We start from the raw sequence: 19,765 nt of genomic DNA, 5'->3' as shown, positions 1-19,765 counted from the left end.
CGAGTGCTCACTCGCCGGCCTGGTCGATCCAGCCCTCGACGCGCGAAGTTGCGATGCCGGTCGTCTCGGCGACGGCGTCGGCGTCGGCGGCGGCGAGTTCCCCGACAGTCTCGATATCCGCCTCGGCGAGTCGCTCGGCGTAGGCCGGCCCGATCCCGTTGATCGACTGGACCGGTTCTGTGCTCGCCGACGCTGCCGAGTCAGATTCGGCTCCGTCTGTCGGTTCGTCTGCGGTCGCCGCCGTGCCTTCGCCAGCCGTTTCAGCCTCCTCGGACGCTTCCGCCTCGGCCGACTCGTCCGGCTCGTCTGTTTCCGTATCGGCGGATTCGACAGGTTCGTCGTCTCTCTCGACCGCGTCTTCAGCGGCGTCAGTGTCGGTCTCGACATCGGTCGACGTGTCTACGCTCGACTCGCTGGTTGCGACCGCTCTGGTTCCCTTGACTGCATCCTCACTTTCGGTATCCGGTTCGTGCTCGACCGTGACGGCCACGTTCTCGGTTTCCCCCGCGTTCTGGCTTGGCATCTCGGTATCAGACTCCCCCGAGCTGAGACCGAGAAGTTCCTTGATCTGTTGGAAGAGTGCCATACTCCTCAATACACACGCCAGGACTTAAAGGCGTTCACGAAGTGCCTCGTTCATCTCCTCGACAGGAGCGTCCTGCCCACTCCAGCGTTCGAAGGCCTCGACGCCCTGGAACAGCAACATCCAGGCACCGTCGACGGTCGTCGCACCCGCCGCGGCCGCCTCGCGTAACAATCGCGTCTCGATCGGGCTGTAGACTGCATCGAGTACCGCCAGGTCGGCGTGCAGCGCCGTCGCGGGGACTGGCGATCGGTCCTCGTCCATCCCCACGCTCGTCGCGTTGACGAGGACATCCGCGTCCGCCAGCAAGGAGTCGAGTGCATCGAGGCCATGCCCGCTGGCACCCGGGACCTCCTCGGCGAGGGCGTGGGCCGTCTCGACGGTCCGGTTGGCGATTGCGACGTCCATGCCTTCGTCAGCGAGACCGAAGGCGATCGCGCGACCAGCCCCGCCCGCTCCGACGACGACGGCCGTCCCGGAGAGGGCCACACCGTGACGTGTGAGCGCCCGCACGGCACCGATCGCGTCAGTGTTGTGCCCCGTCGGTTGATCACCGCTGAAGTCGATGGTGTTGACCGCGCCGATCCGCTCGGCCAGGTCGTCGACCGCGACCGCGTTGAGAACGTCCTGTTTGAACGGGATCGTCACGTTGAGTCCAGAGACGCCGAGGGTTTCGGCCGCCTCGACGGCCTCGCGTGCCGCGTCGACCGGTGGTTCGAAGGTGACGTATCGTGCGTCGATGCCGAGTTCGTCGTAGGCCGCCTCGTGCATCGGCGGCGACAGCGAGTGTTCCACGGGGTTGCCAAGGAGTCCGTACACGTCCATAGCGAGGGCGACGGCCGGGAGCGTCAAAACCACGACGGTCGGCAGTGACGGCGTCGACCGGTGGCCCCTTGCGGTGTCACTGTGTGACACGGCCACTCCACACCGCAAGACATTATTTTGGGAGGGCTAAGCACGCAGTGTGTCTCGTCTACGCCATCCGTTGACGGCAGTCGCCGCTGCACTGGTACTGACGCTGCCGTGGGTCGTCGTCGAACTGTCACGGCTCGCCGCTGGACTCGACTGGATGCCGATCGACGCCGGGATCGCGCTCTCGACGGGCCCGACCGTCCTGGTGACCGGCCTGGCCGTCGTCGGCGCGTCGTTCCTGCTCGCGTGGGGGGCCGAAACAGCCGAGAAGGACGTCCCCCGGGCGTTCGCCCTCGCCGTCCTCGCGGTCCTCGCCGTCGCCCCGGAGTACGCCGTCGACGCGCTGTACGCCTGGGACGCCGGGGCGCAAGCCGGGACCACCGCGGGCGCGGAGGCCGGCAACCTCGCCATCGCGAACATGACGGGAGCCAACCGGATTCTGATCGGCCTGGGTTGGTCCGGGATCGCGCTGTTCACCGTCTATCGCGCCTACAAGGTTCGGGACGACAACGTCGAGAAGCGATCCGGCTTCCTCGCCGATGTCGTGACGCTCGATAAGGCGCTGACGACCGAAATCACGTTCCTCTGGCTGGCGACGCTGTGGGCGTTTCTGGTCCCACTCGGTGGCGGCATCGACCTGATCGACACCGTCGTCCTCGTCGGCCTGTACGCGAGTTACATCCTGATCATCATCCGCTCCGGCATCGAAACCGAAAAAGAGCAGATCGGTGTCCCGGGCTATCTTCAATCCTACCGCAAACCAAAGCGGATCGCAACCGTCCTCTCGCTGTTCATCTACTCGGGCGTCATGATCCTGATCGCCGTCGAACCGTTCGCCCACGGCCTCGAAAACCTCGGCCTGCAGTACGGCGTGCCGAAGTTCTTCATGATCCAGTGGATCGCCCCGCTGGCAAGCGAGTCACCCGAGTTGATTGTCGTCGTCTATCTCGTCAACAAAGCCCGATCCTCGGCCGGGTTCAACGCCCTGATCTCCTCGAAACTCAACCAGTGGACGCTGTTGATCGGGACGCTCGCGATCGTCTACTCGATCGCGGCGGGCGGGGTCGGCGTCCTCGAATTCGACTACAAGCAGAGCCTGGAGATCTGGATCACGGCCGCCCAGTCGTTCTTCGCGCTGGCGATCCTGGTCAACTTCAACATCAGCCTCCGGGAGGCCGTCGCGTTGCTCGTGTTGTTCGTCAGCCAAGTGTTCGCCGAGTTCATGGTGTTGAACGTCCTTTCGCTGTCCCATCCCGAAGCACTCAGCCACCAGATCCTGCTCGGCTACACCGCCGTCTACCTCCTCATCGGGCTGGCGATGTTCGTCCGCCGCCGCAAGGCTGTCAAGGAGATGCTCGGCATGACCTACGAAGTAGTCCAGACGGCGTTCGGTCGCCGGAGCGACTTCGATATCGAGTAAAGTACCGCGCCCGAAGCAGGGCTATTCATGATCGGCATCGTCGTCTCGACAGCTGATCGCGCCTCGGAACACATCCACGAGCACCTCCTGGAAGTGGCGGACTGGACGACGACCCGTGACGAAAGTCGATCCCCTGGCGAGGGTGGTGGCGAGGTCTCCCGCACCGACGGCTTCGAAATGCGCGTCTTCGACGAATGGCACCTCGAGCTCGACGGCGTGGCCGCGGCCTTCGACGACCCCGATCTCGTCGTCTTCGCGTCCCGGCACTCCGGGGAGACCGGGCCACTGTTGGCCGCCCACCACACCGGCAACTTCGGGCCGGCCGAGTACGGCGGCGCGGACCGTGACCTCGCCCGCGCCGCACCGAACGCTCATAGCCGCGTCCTCGACGCGCTGGCCGAGCACGCGCCGGAAGGCTACGAGGTCGGCATGGAGTGCACCCACCACGGTCCGACCGAGGTTGGTTCCCCGTCGCTGTTCGTCGAGGTCGGCAGCGGTCCCGACCAGTGGGACGACCCCGACGCCGCCCGCGCGGTCGCACAGGCCATCCTCGACCTGCGTGGCGTCGCGGCCGATGCGCCCCGAGAGGACGGCGAGGCAAGCGCCCGCCGGCACCTCGTCGGGTTCGACGGGAACCACTACGTCCCGCGGTTCGAGCGTATCGTCCGCGAGACTGACTGGGCCGTGGGCCACATCGCCGCTGACTGGGGACTGGACGCACTCGGGGATCCACTCGACAACGAGGACGTGCTCCGGGCGGCCTTCGAGAAGAGCGCAGCCGAGTACGCGCTGATCGACGGTGATCGCCCGCGTCTCGAACGGGCGATCGACGACCTGGGACTCGAGATCGTCGGCGAGTCGTGGCTCCGGGCCGTCGAGGGCGTCCCGCTGCCCGTTGCCCGCCGCGTCGAGGACCGACTGGCAGCCATCGACGACGGGCTTCGCTTCGGGGAGCCGGCCCGCGGGTACGACGGTGATTTCCAGATCGTCGACATCCCGGGCGAGCTGCTCAACGAAGCACAGGGGATCGACCGCGAGGCGACCCGCGACGCCGTCGAGGGTGTCGCACTCGCGTTCACCACCGAGCAGAGCGCCACGCTCGTCGGCGACCGAGCCGCTGTTGTCGACGGCGATGATAGAATTGCACTGGTCGAGGCGCTCGCGGACGTCCTCCGCGCGGACTACGACGTGGTGACAGTCAGAGACGATCGAGTCGTTGCGAGGAAAGAAGCCTTCGACCCCGGACTGGCCGCGGATGCTGGCGTCCCGGAGGGGCCGAAGTTCGGCAAACTGGCGAGCGGACAGCCCGTCGACGTCGACGGCGAGCGTGTCGAACCCGGAGAAGTGAGTCGGGAGCACGAAGAGACGTTCCCGGTCTGATCTGGCGAACGGCCAGTCGGCCAGTCACTCCTCGACGGCGTGGGCTTGCAGGGTCTCCAGTTCGATTTCTTCCAGCACTGTTTCGTTGGTCGCCTCGAGAACGACCGGCGGGGCGACGCCGGCTTCGTGGGCCTCCAGCCAGCGACCGACGCAGAGACACCAGTGATCTTTGGGATTCACGCCCGGAAAGTCCAGTTGCGGCCGCGGCGTGACCAGATCGTTGCCCTGCGCGCGGGAGAACTCCAGAAAGTCCTGGGTCATCTTCGCACAGAGATGGTGGCTGCCACGGTCGCCGGGAACCGCCGTGCAGTGACCGTCGCGTTGGTAGCCTGTCGAGAGTGTCTTGCTGCAGGGTTCGAGTGCCTCGCCCAGTACGTTGCGCTGGGCGTCGGGATCGCTCTGTGACATACCGGCGATTACCGCGAGTGGCGGGTAAGGGTTAGTTTCGGCGGGAGTTTTGCAGTCATCCATACTGTCTCATTGGGTGAGGCGCTCGGGCAACCGTCATCAGTGCAATTGGCCATCTATGTCCAGGGATGGTCATCACCCTGTCCGGGCTAGTGTGAAGGCACACTAGGTTTATCAAGCGCCATCGCTTCCGTTCGTCTATGAGCAGTGAGCAGATCAACTCCGAGAGCAAGGTCTCGGGGAACCAGGCGAACATTCCCGCTCAAATCCGGACGGAACTCGACATCGACGACGGTGACCGACTCCGCTGGCACCTCGAAGACGATGGGACGCTCCGCGTGGAAGTCGTCCAGCAACGAAGCGGCACGTTCAGTGACTTCGACGGCTACGAGGGCGATCAGACGACGACAGTCGAACGTGAACACGACTCGTGGGGCGTCACCGTCGAATAAATGCCTCGGGTACTCCTCGACACAAGCGTCCTCTTCGCGGCTGCCTACCGCCGTGACAGTGCACACGACGACGCGCTCCCCATTGTACAGGGCATCGACAGTACAGCCCTTCCGGAAGCGGTAGTGCTCGACTACGTGCTCGCGGAGACGATGAACGGGCTGACGACACATGCCGGCCACGACGCTGCGACGGATTTTCTCGATCGGATCGAAGAAAACGCCCAGTTTCACATCGACTCACTGACGGCTGACGAGTTCGCAACGGCGAAAGCACTCTTTCGACAATACAAGGCGTTCTCGCTCGTCGACGCCTGTATCGTCGCGTTCATGCGAGCCAATGGACGACAGTACCTCTACGCGCTCGACGACGACTTCGACGCCGCCGAGGACATCAGCCGTCTCGACACCGCGAACAACCCATATCAGCCGGAGTGACTGAGACGCACTGGCTACAGCATGGCCCGAGAAGGAAGGGACAGTCCGTGACTCGGTGGGTCTGTCGGGAACTACCTGCAAAAGATCAGTGGACGGCCAGACAGTCCTCTCATACGGATTGCTCTCAGTCAGTACCAGATCGACCGCCCGCAGTCGGGCGGTCGTCACGGTAAACAGTGAGAGCAATCCGTATCAGTCGTCGCCCGGCAAACCCTCGCCCCCGGCGTGGTCACACAACGCCTCGGGCACCGTGGGCAGGCCACTTGTATCGTGTTTGCCCGTCGGCGGCAGATTGACGTCGGCTGCGGGCGAGTCCGCGAGATCGACGTCGGCGTCCAGTCCCTCCATCTCCTCCCCCTCACGGGCGTCCTGGTCGATCCGCATCGAGCAAAATTCCGCGCCACACATCGAGCAGTAGCGGGCTTCCTTGTAGTTGTCCTCCGGGAGCGTCTGGTCGTGATACTCCTTGGCTCGGTCGGGGTCCAGCGCGAGGTTGAACTGCTCGCGCCAGTCGAAGTTGTACCGCGCCTGGGAAAGCGCGTCGTCCCAGTCGCGAGCGCCTGGCTTCCCGGCGGCCACGTCGCCCGCATGAGCGGCGATCCGGTAGGCCGCCAGCCCGTCCCGGACGTCCTCGGCGTCGGGCAAACCGAGGTGCTCTTTGGGTGTGACGTAGCAGAGCATCGCCGCGCCGTGACGGGCGGCCTCGGTTGCGCCGATCGCACTCGTGATATGGTCGTACCCCGGCGCAACGTCAGTCACCAGCGGGCCCAGCAGGTAGAACGGCGCGCCGTCACAGACCTCCTGTTGATACTCGACCTGTTCGCCGATCTCGTCTAGGGGGACGTGGCCCGGCCCCTCGACCATGACCTGGACGCCGTGCTCGTGGGCGCGCTCGGTGAGGTCACCCAGCGTCTCCAGTTCCGCCAGCTGGGCGTCGTCGTTGGCGTCTGCCAGGCTCCCGGGTCGGAGCCCGTCGCCGAGACTGATCGTCACGTCGTATTCCGCAAGGATCGCACAGATCTCGTCGAAATGCGTGTACAGCGGGTTCTGCTCGCCGTGATTTTCCATCCATTCGGCGAGAATCGACCCACCGCGGGAGACGATGCCCGTGATCCGGCCGTCGGTCAGCGGCAAGTGCTCCCGGAGAACCCCCGCATGAATCGTCTGATAGTCCGTGCCCTGGGCGGCCTGGGACTCGATCACGTCCAGGAGGAGGTCCGCCGTGAGTTCCTCGGGTGATCCGGCCTGCTTTAGCGCCTCGTAGATCGGCACTGTCCCGAGCGGGACCGGCGAGTGTTCGATCTGGCCGGCGCGAAGTTCCGGAATGTCACCACCCGTCGAGAGATCCATCACCGTGTCCGCGCCGTATTCGACGGCCGTGTGGAGTTTCTCCCGTTCGGTTTCGATATCGCTTTCGGGTTCGCTGTTGCCGATGTTGGCGTTGACTTTCGTCGAAAAGTCCTTCCCGATAATCATCGGATCCAGCGAGTCGTGCTCGTGGTTGTTCGGGATCACTGCCTCGCCCGCGGCGACCTTCTCGCGGACGTACTCGGGATCACGGTTCTCCCGCTCGGCGACGCGCTCCATCGCCGGCGTGATCTCACCGTTGCGTGCGCGCTGCAGTTGGGTTCCCATCATCGAGCGTATCGTGGTACTACTAGATTATATAACCTAGTGATACAGCCTGCGACATGGAAGTCACCTTGATCGGGAAAAACGGGAACAGAGCGAACAGTCAGCGAGAAGGAGCTGAGAGAGAGAAACCGGGGTCAGCTGCCAGTGTCGTATTTGTAGGTCGCTTCGTCGGGGTCGATGCCGAAGTCTTCAGCCGACTCCTCGGGTTCGCTCGGGCCCTCGTTTTCGGCGGCAGCTTTGAACGCGTCACGGAGATGCTGTGGCATGGTGAACGCCTCGACGGCAAGTTCGACCGGCACGGCGTCGGGAAGGAGTGACTCGCGCTTCGTTTCGAGGCGATCCTGTAGTGACGGCGGGAGATCACTCGGATCGATGGGTTCGAAGCCGAACTTGGTGAGGTACTCGGGTTCGTCGGTCAGCGAGTAGACGGTCTCGAAGTCCTGGTCGCCAGCCTCCTGAACCAGTCGTTCGACGACGTGTGCGCCGATCCCCTGTCCGCGCCAGGATTCGAGAACGCCGATGCTCGTAAGCTCACAGACATCGCCGTCCTCGCCTTTGTGGATGCGGATCCGCCCGAATCCCGTCCGATCGTTGGACTGTTCGTCGACCGCTATCACGTAATCGCGGGATCGAAAGGCCGTCTCGTCCAGGCCCATCTCCTCGATCCGATCAAGCAACCAGACTTCGTCTCGGTTTTTCGCGTCCCGGACGTACATGAGAGTGGCTTGCGCCGCCGGGGGCAAAAGTATTTGCAGGCCGAGGCGTCCGGTCAGAAACTCCGGCCGTCGCCGCCTTCCAGTCGGTCGACGACCTCGCGGATGTCGGCCTGGTCTTCGATGGTCTCCTTGACGTTCTCGCGATGGCGGACTTCGGCCGCGCTTGCGTCGTACGACCGGACGTACTCGGCGCGGGTGTGCTCCTCGAAGGCGTGCCGGATGGCGAAGTAGCCATCGGGCAGGACCGTCCCGCAGACTTCACACTCGACGCGCTCGTGGCCCGTCGACTGATGGACGACCAGATCCTCGACCCGATCGAACGTGTCCCCGCAGCCCTCGATTGTGCACTCCCAGCGTGACATACCGTGACGTATATCGGGAGAGTCGTATAAAGGCATCTTTTGACGGTGGGTTGGGTGTCGCCGAACCAGAACGGATATGATCCACGGGTAGCTACCGGATGGCGTGACCGCCGTCGATCCCCACGTCAAGGTACTCGACGGGACGGTCGTCCGTCGAGCGAAGGCTCGCGGTCTCGACGTCCTCGTGTATGCACCCCACTTCAAGCGACTGGACGACATCCGGGAGCGAGCCGAGCAGTATTCCGACGACGAACTGCTCGTCGTCCCCGGTCGGGAAGTGTTCACTGGCTCCTGGCGCAACCGTCGACACGTCCTCGCGGTCGGACTCGAGGCGCCCATCCCCGATTTCATCACGCTCGAAGCAGCAATGAACGAGTTCGATCGCCAGGGCGTGGCTGTACTGACGCCACATCCGTCGTTCCTGAATGTCAGTTTAGGTCCGGCGCTGATCGAAGAATATCGGGGCGTGATCGACGCGATCGAGACGTGCAATCCGAAATTTTGGCCCCATCACGAGCGCCGCGCCGAATCGATCGCGACAGCCGCCGATCTCCCGACCTTCGGCTCCTCCTATGCACACCTGCCCCGAACCGTCGGCGAAGTCTGGACGACCTTCGAGCGAGAAATCGACGACGCGGCCGACCTGGTCGAGACATTCCGAGCCGGAGTGCCCGGTGACCCAGCGCATCGAACCGGACTCACGCACTACGGTCAGCGGGCAATCGAGTTCGCACACCTTGGGTGGGAAAACTCCTGGAAGAAGATAGACCGCATTGTCCTCTCGGGACGGGAGCCGACCCACCCCGAACAACCGGCCTACGAGGGGCGCTTTGACGACGTGAGCGTGTATTGAGCAAGCGGTTACGAGAGGCCGACAGCCTTGAGGCCAGCTTCGAAGGCGTACTGCGGGATCTCATAGACGATCATCGCCGCCAGCGCGAGTTCGAAGCCCGTCACCGCGAGCATCATGGCCTCGGCGTACTTGCTGTCGACCGGGACGCCGATCGGGAGGTTGAACTCCTCGTCGGTCAGCGGATACAGCAACGCGAGGCCGCGCCGGGACCCAAGCAGGTCGAGCGCGAAGTGACTCAGGACGCCGATCCAGACGTACTCGAGGTTCCCGTGGTAGTACGGGTAGGCACCGACGACCAGCGGGACGAACAGATTGTGCAGCGTCTTGCGGTGGCGACCGAAGGCCGTGTCGATGTCCGGGACCATCGCACCGAGGACCACCGGGACGATGACGGCCGCGATCATCTCGAAGGTGACGACGTCACCGGACGGTTCGAGCACGTACCCGAGGCCGATGCTCAAAAGCAGGGCGTTGAGAACGTGTCCGCGTTTGTTCATCGACCGGATCGACGTGGGCCGCCCCCGAAAGGGTTTCTCATCCGCTGGCAGTGAGGGTGACCCCACTCACACCTCACAGGCCGCCTGAATCGAGCGCATCGTATAGGTCTGTCAACGCCTGTTGGGCGATCTGTCGCTTGATTTCGGTTCGGGACCCGTCGAACTCGTACCGACGAACTCGCGTCGCCGACTCGCCACTACCCCAGGGGGCGGCGTAGGCGACGCCGATGAAGACGGTCCCGACGGGCTTCTCGGTCGTCCCGCCGGTCGGCCCGGCGATACCCGTCGTCGAGACGCCCCAGGTCACGTCCGCGCGGTCGCGAACACCCCCCGCCATCTGTCGGGCGACAGGTTCACTGACGGCCCCCTCCTCGTCGAGTGCTTCCCGTGAGACAGCCAGCTCAGTTCGCTTTGCGTCATAGGAGTAGGTTACCAGCGATCGGTCGAAGTAGTCGCTCGACCCGGGTACGTCCGTCAACAGGGATCCGATGAGCCCACCAGTGCAGGATTCGGCGACTGCGACGGTTTCATCGCGCTCCCGAAGCGCGGCCCCGACGCGTTCCTCGATCGGCAAGTCGGAATCGTCCGTCATCACTGGTCACTGGGCGGCCCGCGTGAAAAACACACCCACTCCGGCTCACCGGCTGGACCGTCTTATCGGTCAGGCTCCAGCGTCCGGGCGAGGTTGGTGAACTGCTCGCGGTAGTAGGCCTCGGCCCGGGTGCGCGCCAGCGGCGAGGCGTCTCCATAAATCGAATCGAAGCCCGCCATCCGCCAGACCAGCGTCGAGAACTGATACAGCGGTTTGCAAGCCTGGTAGCTTTCGTCGGCATCGAAGTCCGTCTCGGTGCCATACCCCTCGTAGAGTCTCTCCCTGAGTTGCTCGCGCTCGTCGGGATCGCGAAACACCGAGTCGATGAACAGGAGTTCGATCTGTGCGAGGTTGTACAGCGGATCGCCAGCGAGCGTCTTCTCCCAGTCGAGCACCGCGGAGATCTCGGGGCCATCGGGCTCGATCAAGAGATTGCCGGGTCGAAAATCGTCGTGGACGAGCCGTGGGGTTCCCTGTTTCGGGACGACGGAGAGTCGGTCCGCGAGGCGTTCGCGAGCGGTGGGCTGCAGGTCCTCGAAGGTCGTCTCCGCAAGCTGGTCGATGTGACCCTGCGTCAACTCCTCGAAGTACGCACGCCAGTCCCAGGAGAGGTCCCGGACGATGAGTCGACCGTCATCCAGATCCAGCCGGCCGTACCCCTCGAAGGCGATCGTCGAGTGCATATCGCCCAGGATCTCCCCGATCTCGAACATGATCGCTCCGCGCTCGTCCATCGAAAAGGATTCGAAGTGCTCGTCGAGGTTGTCCCCGTGAATGCGTTCCGTGATGAAGTACGGCGGGACGTCCTGTTCGGGTTCCTCCTTGAACACGAGAATGCCCGGGAGCGGCACGTCGGTACGTTCGGCGACGTACTCGTGGAGGAACGGTTCGACTGCGAACGTCGAATCGACCTCGGGGGCGAGTTTGACCACCACTTCGTAGGATTCCCCCTGATATTCGACGGTAACGAAGTGACTGTCGGACCGGGTGTCCCCCGGCGTCTCCTCGAAGGAGTACGACTCGTAGTCCGGCCCGGACTCCCCCAGTATCGCTTCGATGATCTCGGCGGCCCCCGACACAAGTGCCTATTGATTGGCACACCCTATAAAAATCCCTATCGGAAGCAGCGGAACCGAAAACCAGTCCGGCGAGCCCCCGGCCGAATCCGTGGGTTCAAACCCGACCGGGATCCAGTACCCGTATCGATGGGCACGCGGGAGGAAACAGACGCGACCTGGCAGGAACTGTTCGGGTTCGGCCAGCCCTACGACGACCAGGCCGACGCGATCGAGGCGGCGATCGCGGCCGGGCGCAGGCAGGGCTTCCTAGCGATGGAAGGGCCCTGTGGGACCGGGAAGACGATGGCCGCGTTGACAGCCGGCGCGACGCTCGTCCGCGAGGACGAGTACGAACGCGTGCTCGTGGTGACACCCGTCAAACAGCAACGCCGCCAGTTCGTCGCCGACCTCCGCCAACTCAACGCGGGACTCGACGAGCCACTCGCCGGCATTGCCCTCGTCGGCAAACGCGATCTCTGTCCGTACGGCCGCGAGGACGTCTTTCCGCCCGACGCGAGCGTCCATGATCGCTGTGAGGAGCTCCGTGAGAACACAGCCGACCTCGTCGAGAGCGACGGGTCGAGCGACGATCGCCCCGTCGCCGACGCCGTGATTCGGCCACGGAACGACGACATCTGGTGGGACCCCCAGACGGGCAGCGACCTGGCGAAAGCGGCCCGACCAGGTGGTGTCGGCCAGCAGGCGGTCGCCGGCACACTCACGACCGCCGGAACCGAGTCACCCTACCGCCGCACCCAGCCGACTGCCCCCGACGAGATCGGCGGCGAGGACCCGCCGCTGTATTGTCCCTTCGAGGCCGACTGGTTCGCCCGGAACAAGGGGTCGCCGATCGGCTTTGCCGCCGGCGAAGACAGCGTGGTCACTGCCGCGGAGTACCTGCCCGGAGCCGTCGAACGCGGGACCTGTCCCCACCGGGCGATGCAGACGCTCGTCGGGGCCGCCGCCGTCGTGATCGGCAACTACAACCATCTCTTCGATCCCGCCTCCAGAGCGCTCATCGAACCGATCCTCGACGAGCGGACGTTCGTGATCGTCGACGAGGCCCACCGCCTGGAGGGCCGCGTCAGGGATCTGCTGTCGGACCGCCTGGGTCGCCAGACGATCGTCCAGGCGCGCAACGACTGCCACCAGTTGCGCTCGATGGCCCGCCAGAGTCCGGACCACAAGCGCGAGGTCCGGGCCCACCTCGGCAGCCAGGACGTGCCCCTGGAGGCCGTCGATCGCGCCCGTGACTTCTACGACGACCTGCTGGACTGGCTCGACGACCGGATCGCCGCTCACCTCGACGACGAAGTGGGACGGAGCTGGCGGGCCGACGACGCGGCATTGCCGGAGCACGACCTGGAGATCCCGCTCCGCGATCCCGACGAACCCGAACCCGACGAACTCACGCGGTGGGCCGAACAGGCGGGCTACGACGGCGACCTCTTCCGGCAACTCGATACGATCGGACTGGCCGTCGAGGACGCGAGCGAGGAACTCGGCGTCGGCCGCACGCCCGTCGTCGGCGCGGCCGGCGTGATCATGCGTCGGTGGTGGGAACACGACCACGCGACGACGTTCCGGGAGATCGAACTCGATCACTCGCCACGGGACGATCAACGTATCGAGGGGTGGCGAGCGACGTATACCGCCGGGCTGACGCTGTTCGACTGTCTCCCGGCCGAGGCGCTGGCGCGGACCTTCGAGGATGTCGGTGGCGGGGTGTTGATGAGTGCGACGCTGGAACCGCTCGACGTGTTCACGCGGGTTTCGGGGCTGGACACGCTGGAAGAATGGGACGACGATCGGGACGAACACGACGGCCGCCCCGTCCTCACGCGCTCCTATGGCCTCTCGTTCCCGCCGGCGAATCGCGCCAGCTGGATCGTCGACGCGACGCCCTTTACCGCCCGCAACCGCGGCGATCCGGCGACGATGGAACCGCTTGGCACCGAGTGGAACCCGACCCGCGACGAGTACGCCCACGTCCTCCGGGCCATCGCGCGCAACCCGGGCAACGTCCTCATCGCCATGCCCAACTACCGCGAGGCGACCTGGGCCGGCGCGTACCTCGACGACGCCGTCGAGAAGCCCGTCCTCGTCGACGAGTCTTCCAGCAGCGAGGCGACCGAGGATCTCAAACGCGACTTTTTCGCCGGCGAGGGGAAGGTGCTGGTCACGAGCACCCGAGGGACGCTCACGGAGGGCGTCGACTACGACGGCGCGAAACTCCGGGCGGCCGCCGTCGTCGGCGTCCCGCTGGTCAACATCGGATCGCCCCGCGTTCGCGCGGTCCAGCGCGCCTACGGCGACGTCTTCGGCGAGGACCATGCCTTCGAGTACGCGCTGACGATCCCCGCGGTCAGGCGCGCCCGCCAGGCGATCGGTCGGGTGATCCGCGGGGCTGAGGAGGTCGGCGTCCGGGCGCTGGTCGGCGCACGGTACACGCCCGAGGCGCGTCATTCGGTCTATGGCTACCTCTCGCCGGCCGAGCGCGAGGAGTTCGTGACGATGAGCTCGGAGTTCCTGCCCGATCAGATCGATCGGTTCTGGGCGGAGCGGTGACTTGGCGATCGTTGCTCTTGCCGAATGGTTTCAAACTAGGTAGCAAGGCGGATTCTCCCGCCCTTCCGAAAACCCGGTTTTCGGCTTTCGCAAATATTCGATTTGCGTCAACACCGTGGGCGGGGAGGAAGTCGACACTGGCCGAACTGTCCACAATTCTTATTATACTTACATCCTATTAATCTGATAGTGGTCGGCGGCCCACAGTTGTCGTCGATCACGGGCCGCAGTCAACCGGCCCTCGAAGTCAGGGATGCCGACCCGTGAACACCGAACAAGACAGTTCGGCACGACGCGGTGAGTCCACTGATAAGCCACGGGCCAGTGCCCGTGGCAGTTGACACCAAAGCGTCTCAGACAACGCTCCGTATGGCTGTCTACCTGGGTCTGGTCGAGAGTGCCGTGCGAGATACAAGGCGTATCTCTTGCACCGGTTGTTGCGCAGATCTCAGCGACCGAATCGTTACAGACAGGGGGCTAGGTTTCAGTGAGTGCCAAGAGATCCACTCGGCAAGTCGTGTAGTACGATGAGGGAGTGCCGTCCGCTTGAATCACTACATGAGCGCTTCCGAAACATTTGTTCGTCTGAACGGTTACCTGCTTAGTTTCATTACGTGCAGTATAGCGGATTTCAAAGGTCTCGAGGCCAGTAGGGGACGCTCTGTCAGTGTTGTAGACCTTTCGCTCTTCGCCGGGGTCAACCTCATAACGCTGATTGTGAACGGTTTCGCCCGTTGCGTTTCGGACAACCGTAATGTCAATTGTTGCGCTCTCGCTGCCAAGGTTCTCGAGATACACTGGATGATCTGAGTGCGTATGTTCCCCGTCGGGAGTCCCCACACAGCCAGTCACGAGTAGTACCACTGCGAAAGCGCAAAACGCCCCCAGCAAGTGATCACGCATTACTCACCCATATAGTACTCAGTATGAATACCTTCTGTTGAATGATCACGTTCGCGCTAACAGCTTCGTCAGCTACGTTTACCTGCATGTATCTCTCGCCGGTCGAGCGCGAGGAGTTCGTGACGATGAGTCCGGAGTTCCTGCCCGATCAGATCGATCGGTTCTGGGAGCGTCGATAGCTGAAATGACGAGTGCTTGATCAATCGGCACTCATTTTAAATTGGGATCGGAAGTGTCAGCTATGAATCTTCGTTCGACTCCCGTGATCGTGGCGGTGATACTGGCCGTCATGGTCGTCGGCGTCAGCGGATTCGTCCTGGTCGCGGACGATCCATCCCCGCCGATCAGGCCGGCGATCGGGGACACCGACGAACTGGCCACGTTTCCTAACGAGGGCGCGTTTCAACAGTACGTTCGTGCCGGTCAGTCCGAAGACGGTACCAACAGCGTTGCGGGCGTCCGGACGGCAGTCCGGCTCCGTGGTCCACCGGTTTCACTCGCTTCTTCCGGGGGCACCGGGGCAGTGGCGCTTGATTCAGCCGCTTCCGGTTCAACCAGTGATGTCGAGCGTCATTCCTCGACGAACGTCCAGGAGGCCGGCATCGACGAACCCGACTGGCTGAAAACGACCGGCGAGAGGCTGTATTATAGCGCGCAAGGGGAAGTCATGATCGATCCGGTCATGGAGGACGACGAAGTTGTCGACAGACGTCGCTATCGTACCGGACGAACGCACGTCTTCGACACGTCCGATCCTGGGACACCCGACCGGACCGCGGTGATCAACGCCAGCGGTCGACTCCTCCGAACCGATGACCGGCTGGTCGCCTTCGAGCACAATCGCCTCGTGGGCTACGACGTGAGCGAGCCCGCCGATCCCCGGGAAGTCTGGAGTCACTCCCTGAACGGGAGTGTTGTGAGCGCACGGTTGCTGAACGGAACGGTGTACCTCCTGACCGAGACGCCCGTCTCACCGGGCGACTGTACGATCGAACCGCTCGGCGGCGAAGCGGGTATCACCTGTACGGACGTCTACCGACCAGGTGGCCAGATCGACGTCGACGTTACCTACACGGCCCTCTCGATCGATCCCGGTGACGGCACGGTCAGCGAGACCGAAAGCGTCGTCGGAAGCGCTGGGACCTCTGCGGTATACATGTCTTCGGACGCGATGTATCTGACCTACACCCAGCGCACTAGTCGCGCCGAAATCGCCATGGCAGCCCTTGAGGCCGCCGAAACACCAGGCTGGTTCGACGACCGCCTGGCCGAACTCCGGTCGTACGATCTCTCGACGGAAGCGCGGATGACGGAACTTCGGAAGCTCAGTCAACGGTGGCTGTCGAACATGTCTGACGACCAGATGGAACGGACCCGGGCCGGACTCGAAAATGCGACCGACGAATTCGTCATGGAACATCGGCGGAAGCTGATCCAGTCAGGGATCGTCAGGATCGGCACGGACGGCGGACTTGCCGTCGATGCGGTCGGGTCGGTTCCGGGCGTGCCCCTTGATCAGTTCTCGATGGACCAGCACAATGGGACGCTCCGCATCGCGACGACGATGCCTCGACAATCAGGCACCGAGAGCGTCAACGACCTCTACACGCTCGATAGCGACTCCCTCGAACGGGTCGGCTCCGTCCAGGGGATGGGTATCGACGAACGGGTCTACTCGGTACGATACGTCGATGAGACTGGCTACGTCGTGACCTACCGGCAGGTCGATCCCTTCCACGTGGTCGACCTCTCGGACCCCGCCGAACCCGAGGAGGTGGGGACACTCGAACTGCCAGGCTACTCGTCGTATCTCCACCCCGTTGACGACGACCACGTGCTTGGCGTGGGTCGAGAAGACAGAAGGGTCAAAGCGGTACTCTTCGACGTGAGCGATCCGTCAGATCCAACGATCGACGATACGTACTACCCCGAGGCGAGCTGGTCGGCGATCTCGGAATCGCACCACGCGTTCCTGCTCGACAGCCGCCACGAGGTGTTCTTCCTGCCGACTAGCGAGGGTGGGACTGTCGTGAGTTACACTGATGGCTCGCTGACTGAACGAACAACCGTCTCAGTGGAAGGCGGCGCGCAACGGGCGGCCTACATCGACGACTTCCTGTATTTCGTCGGGGACGAACAGCTGGTCGTCGTCGACGAAACCGATTGGTCGAGGACGGCGACGGTCCCGGTGGCAGACTGAATCGGCACCTGGACCGGGAAGTTCGTAAGGCCGGGCGGGAAACACCGTCCATGAACGACATCGACGTGGAACCTGTCGAGGAGATCGACGAGTCGGTCGTGCCGACGGGAATCGAGGGGTCGGAGTACGTCCTTTACGGTGGGAAGGGCGGCGTCGGCAAGACGACGATGGCGGCGGCAACGGCACTCGCGAGCGCCCGCGACGGGACCGCCACGCTGGTCGTCTCGACCGACCCCGCCCACTCGCTATCGGATACACTGGAGACCGACATCCCCGCCGAGCCGGCCCAGATCCGCGAGGACATGCCGCTGTACGCCGCCGAGATCGACCCCGAAGCCGCATTGGGCGACGACCCGCTGGGCCTCGAAGGCGGCGGCCTCGGTGGTCTCGGGGATCTGCTTGGCGATGACGTCACCGACCCGTTCACGAACGCGATGCCCGGCACGGACGAAGCGGCTGCAATTCGACTGCTCATCCGGTATCTCGACGACGAGCGCTTCGACCGGGTCGTGGTCGACACGGCCCCCACCGGCCACACCCTTCGATTACTCGAACTCCCCGAAGTCATGGACACGATGGTCGGGAAACTCCTCTCCTTCCGCGAGCGCCTGAGCGGAATGATGGGCACGATCACCGGGATGTTCGGCGACGCCGACGAGGACGACATCGAAGAAGGACTCGACGACCTGCGCGTCCTCCGGGAGCGGATCGAACGACTCCGATCGATCCTCCAGGACCCTGCGAAAACGGACTTCCGCGTGGTCATGGTCCCCGAGGAGTTGAGCGTCATGGAGTCCGAGCGTCTCCTTGAGCGACTCGCTGCCTTCGACATTCCCGTCGGCACTATCGTGGTCAACCGAGTCATGGAGGATCTGGCTGACGTCGCTGACGTCGACGCCGACTGGTACGTCTCGCCGAACCTGGAGACGTGTGAGTTCTGCCAGCGTCGCTGGGACGTCCAGCAGCAGGCACTACAGCGCTCCCAGGACGTCTTCCGGGGCCACGACGTCCGACGAGTCCCATTGTTCGCCGACGAAGTCCGCGGCGAGCAGTTGCTGCGGGTCGTCTCTGCCTGTCTCGAAGAGTAGCTGCCCACGTCGTCGTTTGATCCGCTTCTCTGTGACCTCTAGTGACAACATCCAAACCGGCCCCCGACCAACTGCCAACGATGGAGCCAAATCTGCTGGAAACACTTGATGGACAGGTTGCCCTCGTGACGGGAGCGAATCGGGGCATCGGTCGCGAGATCGCCAGCGGTCTCGTCGAACTCGACGCGACGGTCTACGGCGGCGTCCGTGATCCGACGGCGGCCCTTCCGGACGGTGTCGAGGCTGTCGAGATCGACGTAACAGAGGAGTCCATGATCGAAAGCGCGGTCGAGGAGGTAGTCAGCGCCGGCGGTCAGTTGGACCTGCTCGTCAACAACGCGGGCGTCGGCGGGGCCGGAGCGGGTATCGAAGACATCGACAGCGAGGACTTCGATCGAATCCTGGACGTGAACCTCCGCGGGCCGTCGCTGTTGAGCAAGTACGCGCTCCCGCACTTGCTGGAGACGGACGCCCCACGGATCGTGAACGTCTCCTCCGGCGTGGGCATCCTCGCCGAGCCGATCGAGTCCGAAATGCCGGCCTATCGGATCTCGAAGGCCGGCATCAACGCGTTGACGGTCTCGCTAGATCAGACGTACGGCGAAGACGGACTCATCGCCAACTCCGTCGATCCCGGCTGGGTGGCGACCGACCTCGGCGGCGAAGAGGCCCCGCGCGAACCCCAAAAAGGGGCCGAGACGCCGATATGGCTGTCCCGCTTCGGTCCGGGGTCGCCGAGCGGCCTCTTCTGGAAAGACAAGCAAGTCATCGACTTTTGAGTGGGCGGGCATAGTCCGTCGTTTACCCTCAGTTTCGTGGTTGAAAGCGACGAAGAAAATAGCTGATCAGCGTCACGGCTCTTCGAGCAGCGAGCGAGCGCGCTGGACGTAGCTATTGGCGTCCCAGCTCCGGGCGTCACTGATCTCGTCGAGGAGCCCCTCTGCAGCCGTCGACGATAGTTGCCCGGACCGAACGAGAACCGAAAGCAGCGTCGGGGTCGTCACGAGCCGGGTATCGGCGAGCGACGCGTGGATCAGCCCGAGCTGGTTGAACTCGTCACAGAGGAACAGCGCCGCGTCGAGATCGTTCGCGAGGGTGACGGCAGCGTTCTCGCCGTCATCGAGCGGGAACTCGGCGTCGAGATCGACCGACCGTGTCTCGAACGAGTCAGTTCGATCGAGGACGGCCGTAGCCGCCTGACCGTGCTCGTCATCGTAAGCGGCGATCTCCTGAAGTTCGTCGACGACGGCTATCGGGACGACGACTTCGTAGCGATCCAGACAGAGCGCAAGTGGATCGGGATCGCCCTCCGCCACGATCCCGAGGCTGACGAGTGCGGAGGCATCGGCGACGAGGACCGACATCTATGCGTCCGCGACCTCGTCGACGAAGTCCCGGTCGAGTTGCTGTTTCAACACCCGGAGGTTCGCGGCCTCTTCGGCACCAACGAGTGCTTTGAGTTGCTCGAAGGAGATCTCGTCGTCGTAGTAGGCGGCCGCGATCTCCTGGGTGAGCGCGTCGTCGTGCGTCGCGTCCTGCAGGTACTCCCGGAGCGCCGTCACGAGAATGTCCGTCCGGTCCTCGCCGAGAACGTCCGCGAGTGCGTCCGTCCGATCGACGAGTCGATGTGGCGCTCTGAACTGGACGCGCTTCTTGTCGCTGCTCATTATGTGTACAATGTGAGCCAAACCACTTAGCGTTTG

General features: G+C 63.9%; 20 protein-coding genes. 9 read left to right on the top strand and 11 right to left on the bottom strand.

The window, feature by feature from the left end:
- Positions 1–7 precede the first annotated feature (7 nt).
- Both HUTA_RS12165 and HUTA_RS12160 read right to left on the bottom strand, forming a co-directional pair.
- On the bottom strand, positions 8–586 hold the full coding sequence (locus tag HUTA_RS12165) for a helix-hairpin-helix domain-containing protein (RefSeq protein WP_015790209.1): 579 nt from the start codon (positions 584–586) through the stop codon (positions 8–10).
- 24 nt (positions 587–610) lie between these two features.
- Positions 611–1,408, bottom strand: coding sequence for a shikimate dehydrogenase (locus HUTA_RS12160; RefSeq protein ID WP_015790208.1), 798 nt, complete (start codon positions 1,406–1,408; stop codon positions 611–613).
- A gap of 139 nt (positions 1,409–1,547) precedes the next feature.
- On the opposite strand from HUTA_RS12160, the gene HUTA_RS12155 reads away from it, so the two are divergent.
- Complete coding sequence (locus HUTA_RS12155) at positions 1,548–2,915, top strand: sodium:calcium antiporter (RefSeq protein WP_049941340.1); 1,368 nt, start codon at positions 1,548–1,550, stop codon at positions 2,913–2,915.
- Positions 2,916–2,942: 27 nt separating this feature from the next.
- Positions 2,943–4,295: a D-aminoacyl-tRNA deacylase gene (locus HUTA_RS12150; RefSeq protein ID WP_015790206.1), complete on the top strand. Its 1,353-nt coding sequence runs from the start codon at positions 2,943–2,945 to the stop codon at positions 4,293–4,295.
- Positions 4,296–4,319: 24 nt separating this feature from the next.
- Here the strand turns inward: HUTA_RS12150 and HUTA_RS12145 are convergent, their stop codons facing one another.
- A complete protein-coding gene (locus tag HUTA_RS12145) occupies positions 4,320–4,703 on the bottom strand; it encodes a DUF2237 family protein (RefSeq protein ID WP_143920377.1) in 384 nt (127 codons plus the stop codon).
- A gap of 200 nt (positions 4,704–4,903) precedes the next feature.
- On the opposite strand from HUTA_RS12145, the gene HUTA_RS12140 reads away from it, so the two are divergent.
- Positions 4,904–5,155 (top strand): AbrB/MazE/SpoVT family DNA-binding domain-containing protein, encoded by a 252-nt coding sequence (locus HUTA_RS12140; RefSeq protein ID WP_015790204.1) that lies wholly within the window; start codon positions 4,904–4,906, stop codon positions 5,153–5,155.
- Complete coding sequence (locus HUTA_RS12135; protein ID WP_015790203.1) at positions 5,156–5,590, top strand: type II toxin-antitoxin system VapC family toxin; 435 nt, start codon at positions 5,156–5,158, stop codon at positions 5,588–5,590.
- 192 nt (positions 5,591–5,782) lie between these two features.
- On the opposite strand, the gene thiC is transcribed toward HUTA_RS12135, so the two are convergent.
- From thiC to HUTA_RS12120, 3 genes are all read right to left on the bottom strand, one after another.
- Positions 5,783–7,228 (bottom strand): phosphomethylpyrimidine synthase ThiC, encoded by a 1,446-nt coding sequence (thiC, locus tag HUTA_RS12130; RefSeq protein ID WP_015790202.1) that lies wholly within the window; start codon positions 7,226–7,228, stop codon positions 5,783–5,785.
- A 131-nt stretch (positions 7,229–7,359) separates the two neighbouring features.
- Positions 7,360–7,941: a GNAT family N-acetyltransferase gene (locus tag HUTA_RS12125; RefSeq protein WP_015790201.1), complete on the bottom strand. Its 582-nt coding sequence runs from the start codon at positions 7,939–7,941 to the stop codon at positions 7,360–7,362.
- 53 nt (positions 7,942–7,994) lie between these two features.
- Complete coding sequence (locus HUTA_RS12120; protein WP_015790200.1) at positions 7,995–8,303, bottom strand: DUF7565 family protein; 309 nt, start codon at positions 8,301–8,303, stop codon at positions 7,995–7,997.
- A 103-nt stretch (positions 8,304–8,406) separates the two neighbouring features.
- Here HUTA_RS12120 and HUTA_RS12115 point away from each other — a divergent pair, with 103 nt between their 5' ends.
- Positions 8,407–9,156, top strand: coding sequence for a PHP-associated domain-containing protein (locus HUTA_RS12115; RefSeq protein WP_015790199.1), 750 nt, complete (start codon positions 8,407–8,409; stop codon positions 9,154–9,156).
- A gap of 8 nt (positions 9,157–9,164) precedes the next feature.
- Here the strand turns inward: HUTA_RS12115 and HUTA_RS12110 are convergent, their stop codons facing one another.
- The 3 genes from HUTA_RS12110 to HUTA_RS12100 all read right to left on the bottom strand — a co-directional run bounded on the left by HUTA_RS12110 (position 9,165) and on the right by HUTA_RS12100 (position 11,324).
- The gene (locus HUTA_RS12110; protein ID WP_015790198.1) at positions 9,165–9,653 is read right to left on the bottom strand and encodes a metal-dependent hydrolase; all 489 of its coding nucleotides are present in this window, start codon (positions 9,651–9,653) and stop codon (positions 9,165–9,167) included.
- A gap of 73 nt (positions 9,654–9,726) precedes the next feature.
- Positions 9,727–10,245: a CinA family protein gene (locus HUTA_RS12105; protein ID WP_015790197.1), complete on the bottom strand. Its 519-nt coding sequence runs from the start codon at positions 10,243–10,245 to the stop codon at positions 9,727–9,729.
- A gap of 62 nt (positions 10,246–10,307) precedes the next feature.
- Positions 10,308–11,324 (bottom strand): phosphotransferase family protein, encoded by a 1,017-nt coding sequence (locus tag HUTA_RS12100; protein ID WP_015790196.1) that lies wholly within the window; start codon positions 11,322–11,324, stop codon positions 10,308–10,310.
- A 126-nt stretch (positions 11,325–11,450) separates the two neighbouring features.
- Between HUTA_RS12100 and HUTA_RS12095 the strand changes: the two genes are divergently transcribed.
- The 4 genes from HUTA_RS12095 to HUTA_RS12075 all read left to right on the top strand — a co-directional run bounded on the left by HUTA_RS12095 (position 11,451) and on the right by HUTA_RS12075 (position 18,841).
- Entirely contained in the window at positions 11,451–13,871 is a 2,421-nt protein-coding gene (locus HUTA_RS12095) for an ATP-dependent DNA helicase (protein WP_015790195.1), read from the top strand.
- Positions 13,872–15,015: 1,144 nt separating this feature from the next.
- Complete coding sequence (locus HUTA_RS12085) at positions 15,016–16,974, top strand: beta-propeller domain-containing protein (protein WP_015790192.1); 1,959 nt, start codon at positions 15,016–15,018, stop codon at positions 16,972–16,974.
- Between the two features lie 50 nt (positions 16,975–17,024).
- Positions 17,025–18,062: an ArsA family ATPase gene (locus tag HUTA_RS12080; RefSeq protein ID WP_015790191.1), complete on the top strand. Its 1,038-nt coding sequence runs from the start codon at positions 17,025–17,027 to the stop codon at positions 18,060–18,062.
- Between the two features lie 80 nt (positions 18,063–18,142).
- Positions 18,143–18,841 (top strand): SDR family NAD(P)-dependent oxidoreductase, encoded by a 699-nt coding sequence (locus HUTA_RS12075; protein WP_015790190.1) that lies wholly within the window; start codon positions 18,143–18,145, stop codon positions 18,839–18,841.
- 72 nt (positions 18,842–18,913) lie between these two features.
- Here the strand turns inward: HUTA_RS12075 and HUTA_RS12070 are convergent, their stop codons facing one another.
- On the bottom strand, positions 18,914–19,426 hold the full coding sequence (locus HUTA_RS12070) for a hypothetical protein (protein WP_015790189.1): 513 nt from the start codon (positions 19,424–19,426) through the stop codon (positions 18,914–18,916).
- Entirely contained in the window at positions 19,427–19,729 is a 303-nt protein-coding gene (locus tag HUTA_RS12065) for a hypothetical protein (protein ID WP_015790188.1), read from the bottom strand.
- Positions 19,730–19,765 lie beyond the last annotated feature (36 nt).

The organism is Halorhabdus utahensis DSM 12940, from assembly GCF_000023945.1.
Taxonomy (GTDB): Archaea; Halobacteriota; Halobacteria; order Halobacteriales; family Haloarculaceae; genus Halorhabdus; species Halorhabdus utahensis.
This window is presented reverse-complemented; position numbering and strand designations above follow the sequence as displayed.

Excerpts from the sequence above, each read along its gene's own strand:
- HUTA_RS12165 (WP_015790209.1), bottom strand. The coding sequence starts at position 586 with ATGGCACTCTTCCAACAGATCAAGGAACTTCTCGGTCTCAGCTCGGGG.
- HUTA_RS12160 (WP_015790208.1), bottom strand. The coding sequence starts at position 1,408 with ATGGACGTGTACGGACTCCTTGGCAACCCCGTGGAACACTCGCTGTCG.
- HUTA_RS12150 (WP_015790206.1), top strand. The coding sequence starts at position 2,943 with ATGATCGGCATCGTCGTCTCGACAGCTGATCGCGCCTCGGAACACATC.
- HUTA_RS12145 (WP_143920377.1), bottom strand. The coding sequence starts at position 4,703 with ATGTCACAGAGCGATCCCGACGCCCAGCGCAACGTACTGGGCGAGGCA.
- HUTA_RS12140 (WP_015790204.1), top strand. The coding sequence starts at position 4,904 with ATGAGCAGTGAGCAGATCAACTCCGAGAGCAAGGTCTCGGGGAACCAG.
- HUTA_RS12135 (WP_015790203.1), top strand. The coding sequence starts at position 5,156 with ATGCCTCGGGTACTCCTCGACACAAGCGTCCTCTTCGCGGCTGCCTAC.
- thiC (WP_015790202.1), bottom strand. The coding sequence starts at position 7,228 with ATGATGGGAACCCAACTGCAGCGCGCACGCAACGGTGAGATCACGCCG.
- HUTA_RS12125 (WP_015790201.1), bottom strand. The coding sequence starts at position 7,941 with ATGTACGTCCGGGACGCGAAAAACCGAGACGAAGTCTGGTTGCTTGAT.
- HUTA_RS12120 (WP_015790200.1), bottom strand. The coding sequence starts at position 8,303 with ATGTCACGCTGGGAGTGCACAATCGAGGGCTGCGGGGACACGTTCGAT.
- HUTA_RS12110 (WP_015790198.1), bottom strand. The coding sequence starts at position 9,653 with ATGAACAAACGCGGACACGTTCTCAACGCCCTGCTTTTGAGCATCGGC.
- HUTA_RS12105 (WP_015790197.1), bottom strand. The coding sequence starts at position 10,245 with ATGACGGACGATTCCGACTTGCCGATCGAGGAACGCGTCGGGGCCGCG.
- HUTA_RS12095 (WP_015790195.1), top strand. The coding sequence starts at position 11,451 with ATGGGCACGCGGGAGGAAACAGACGCGACCTGGCAGGAACTGTTCGGG.
- HUTA_RS12085 (WP_015790192.1), top strand. The coding sequence starts at position 15,016 with ATGAATCTTCGTTCGACTCCCGTGATCGTGGCGGTGATACTGGCCGTC.
- HUTA_RS12080 (WP_015790191.1), top strand. The coding sequence starts at position 17,025 with ATGAACGACATCGACGTGGAACCTGTCGAGGAGATCGACGAGTCGGTC.
- HUTA_RS12075 (WP_015790190.1), top strand. The coding sequence starts at position 18,143 with ATGGAGCCAAATCTGCTGGAAACACTTGATGGACAGGTTGCCCTCGTG.
- HUTA_RS12070 (WP_015790189.1), bottom strand. The coding sequence starts at position 19,426 with ATGTCGGTCCTCGTCGCCGATGCCTCCGCACTCGTCAGCCTCGGGATC.
- HUTA_RS12065 (WP_015790188.1), bottom strand. The coding sequence starts at position 19,729 with ATGAGCAGCGACAAGAAGCGCGTCCAGTTCAGAGCGCCACATCGACTC.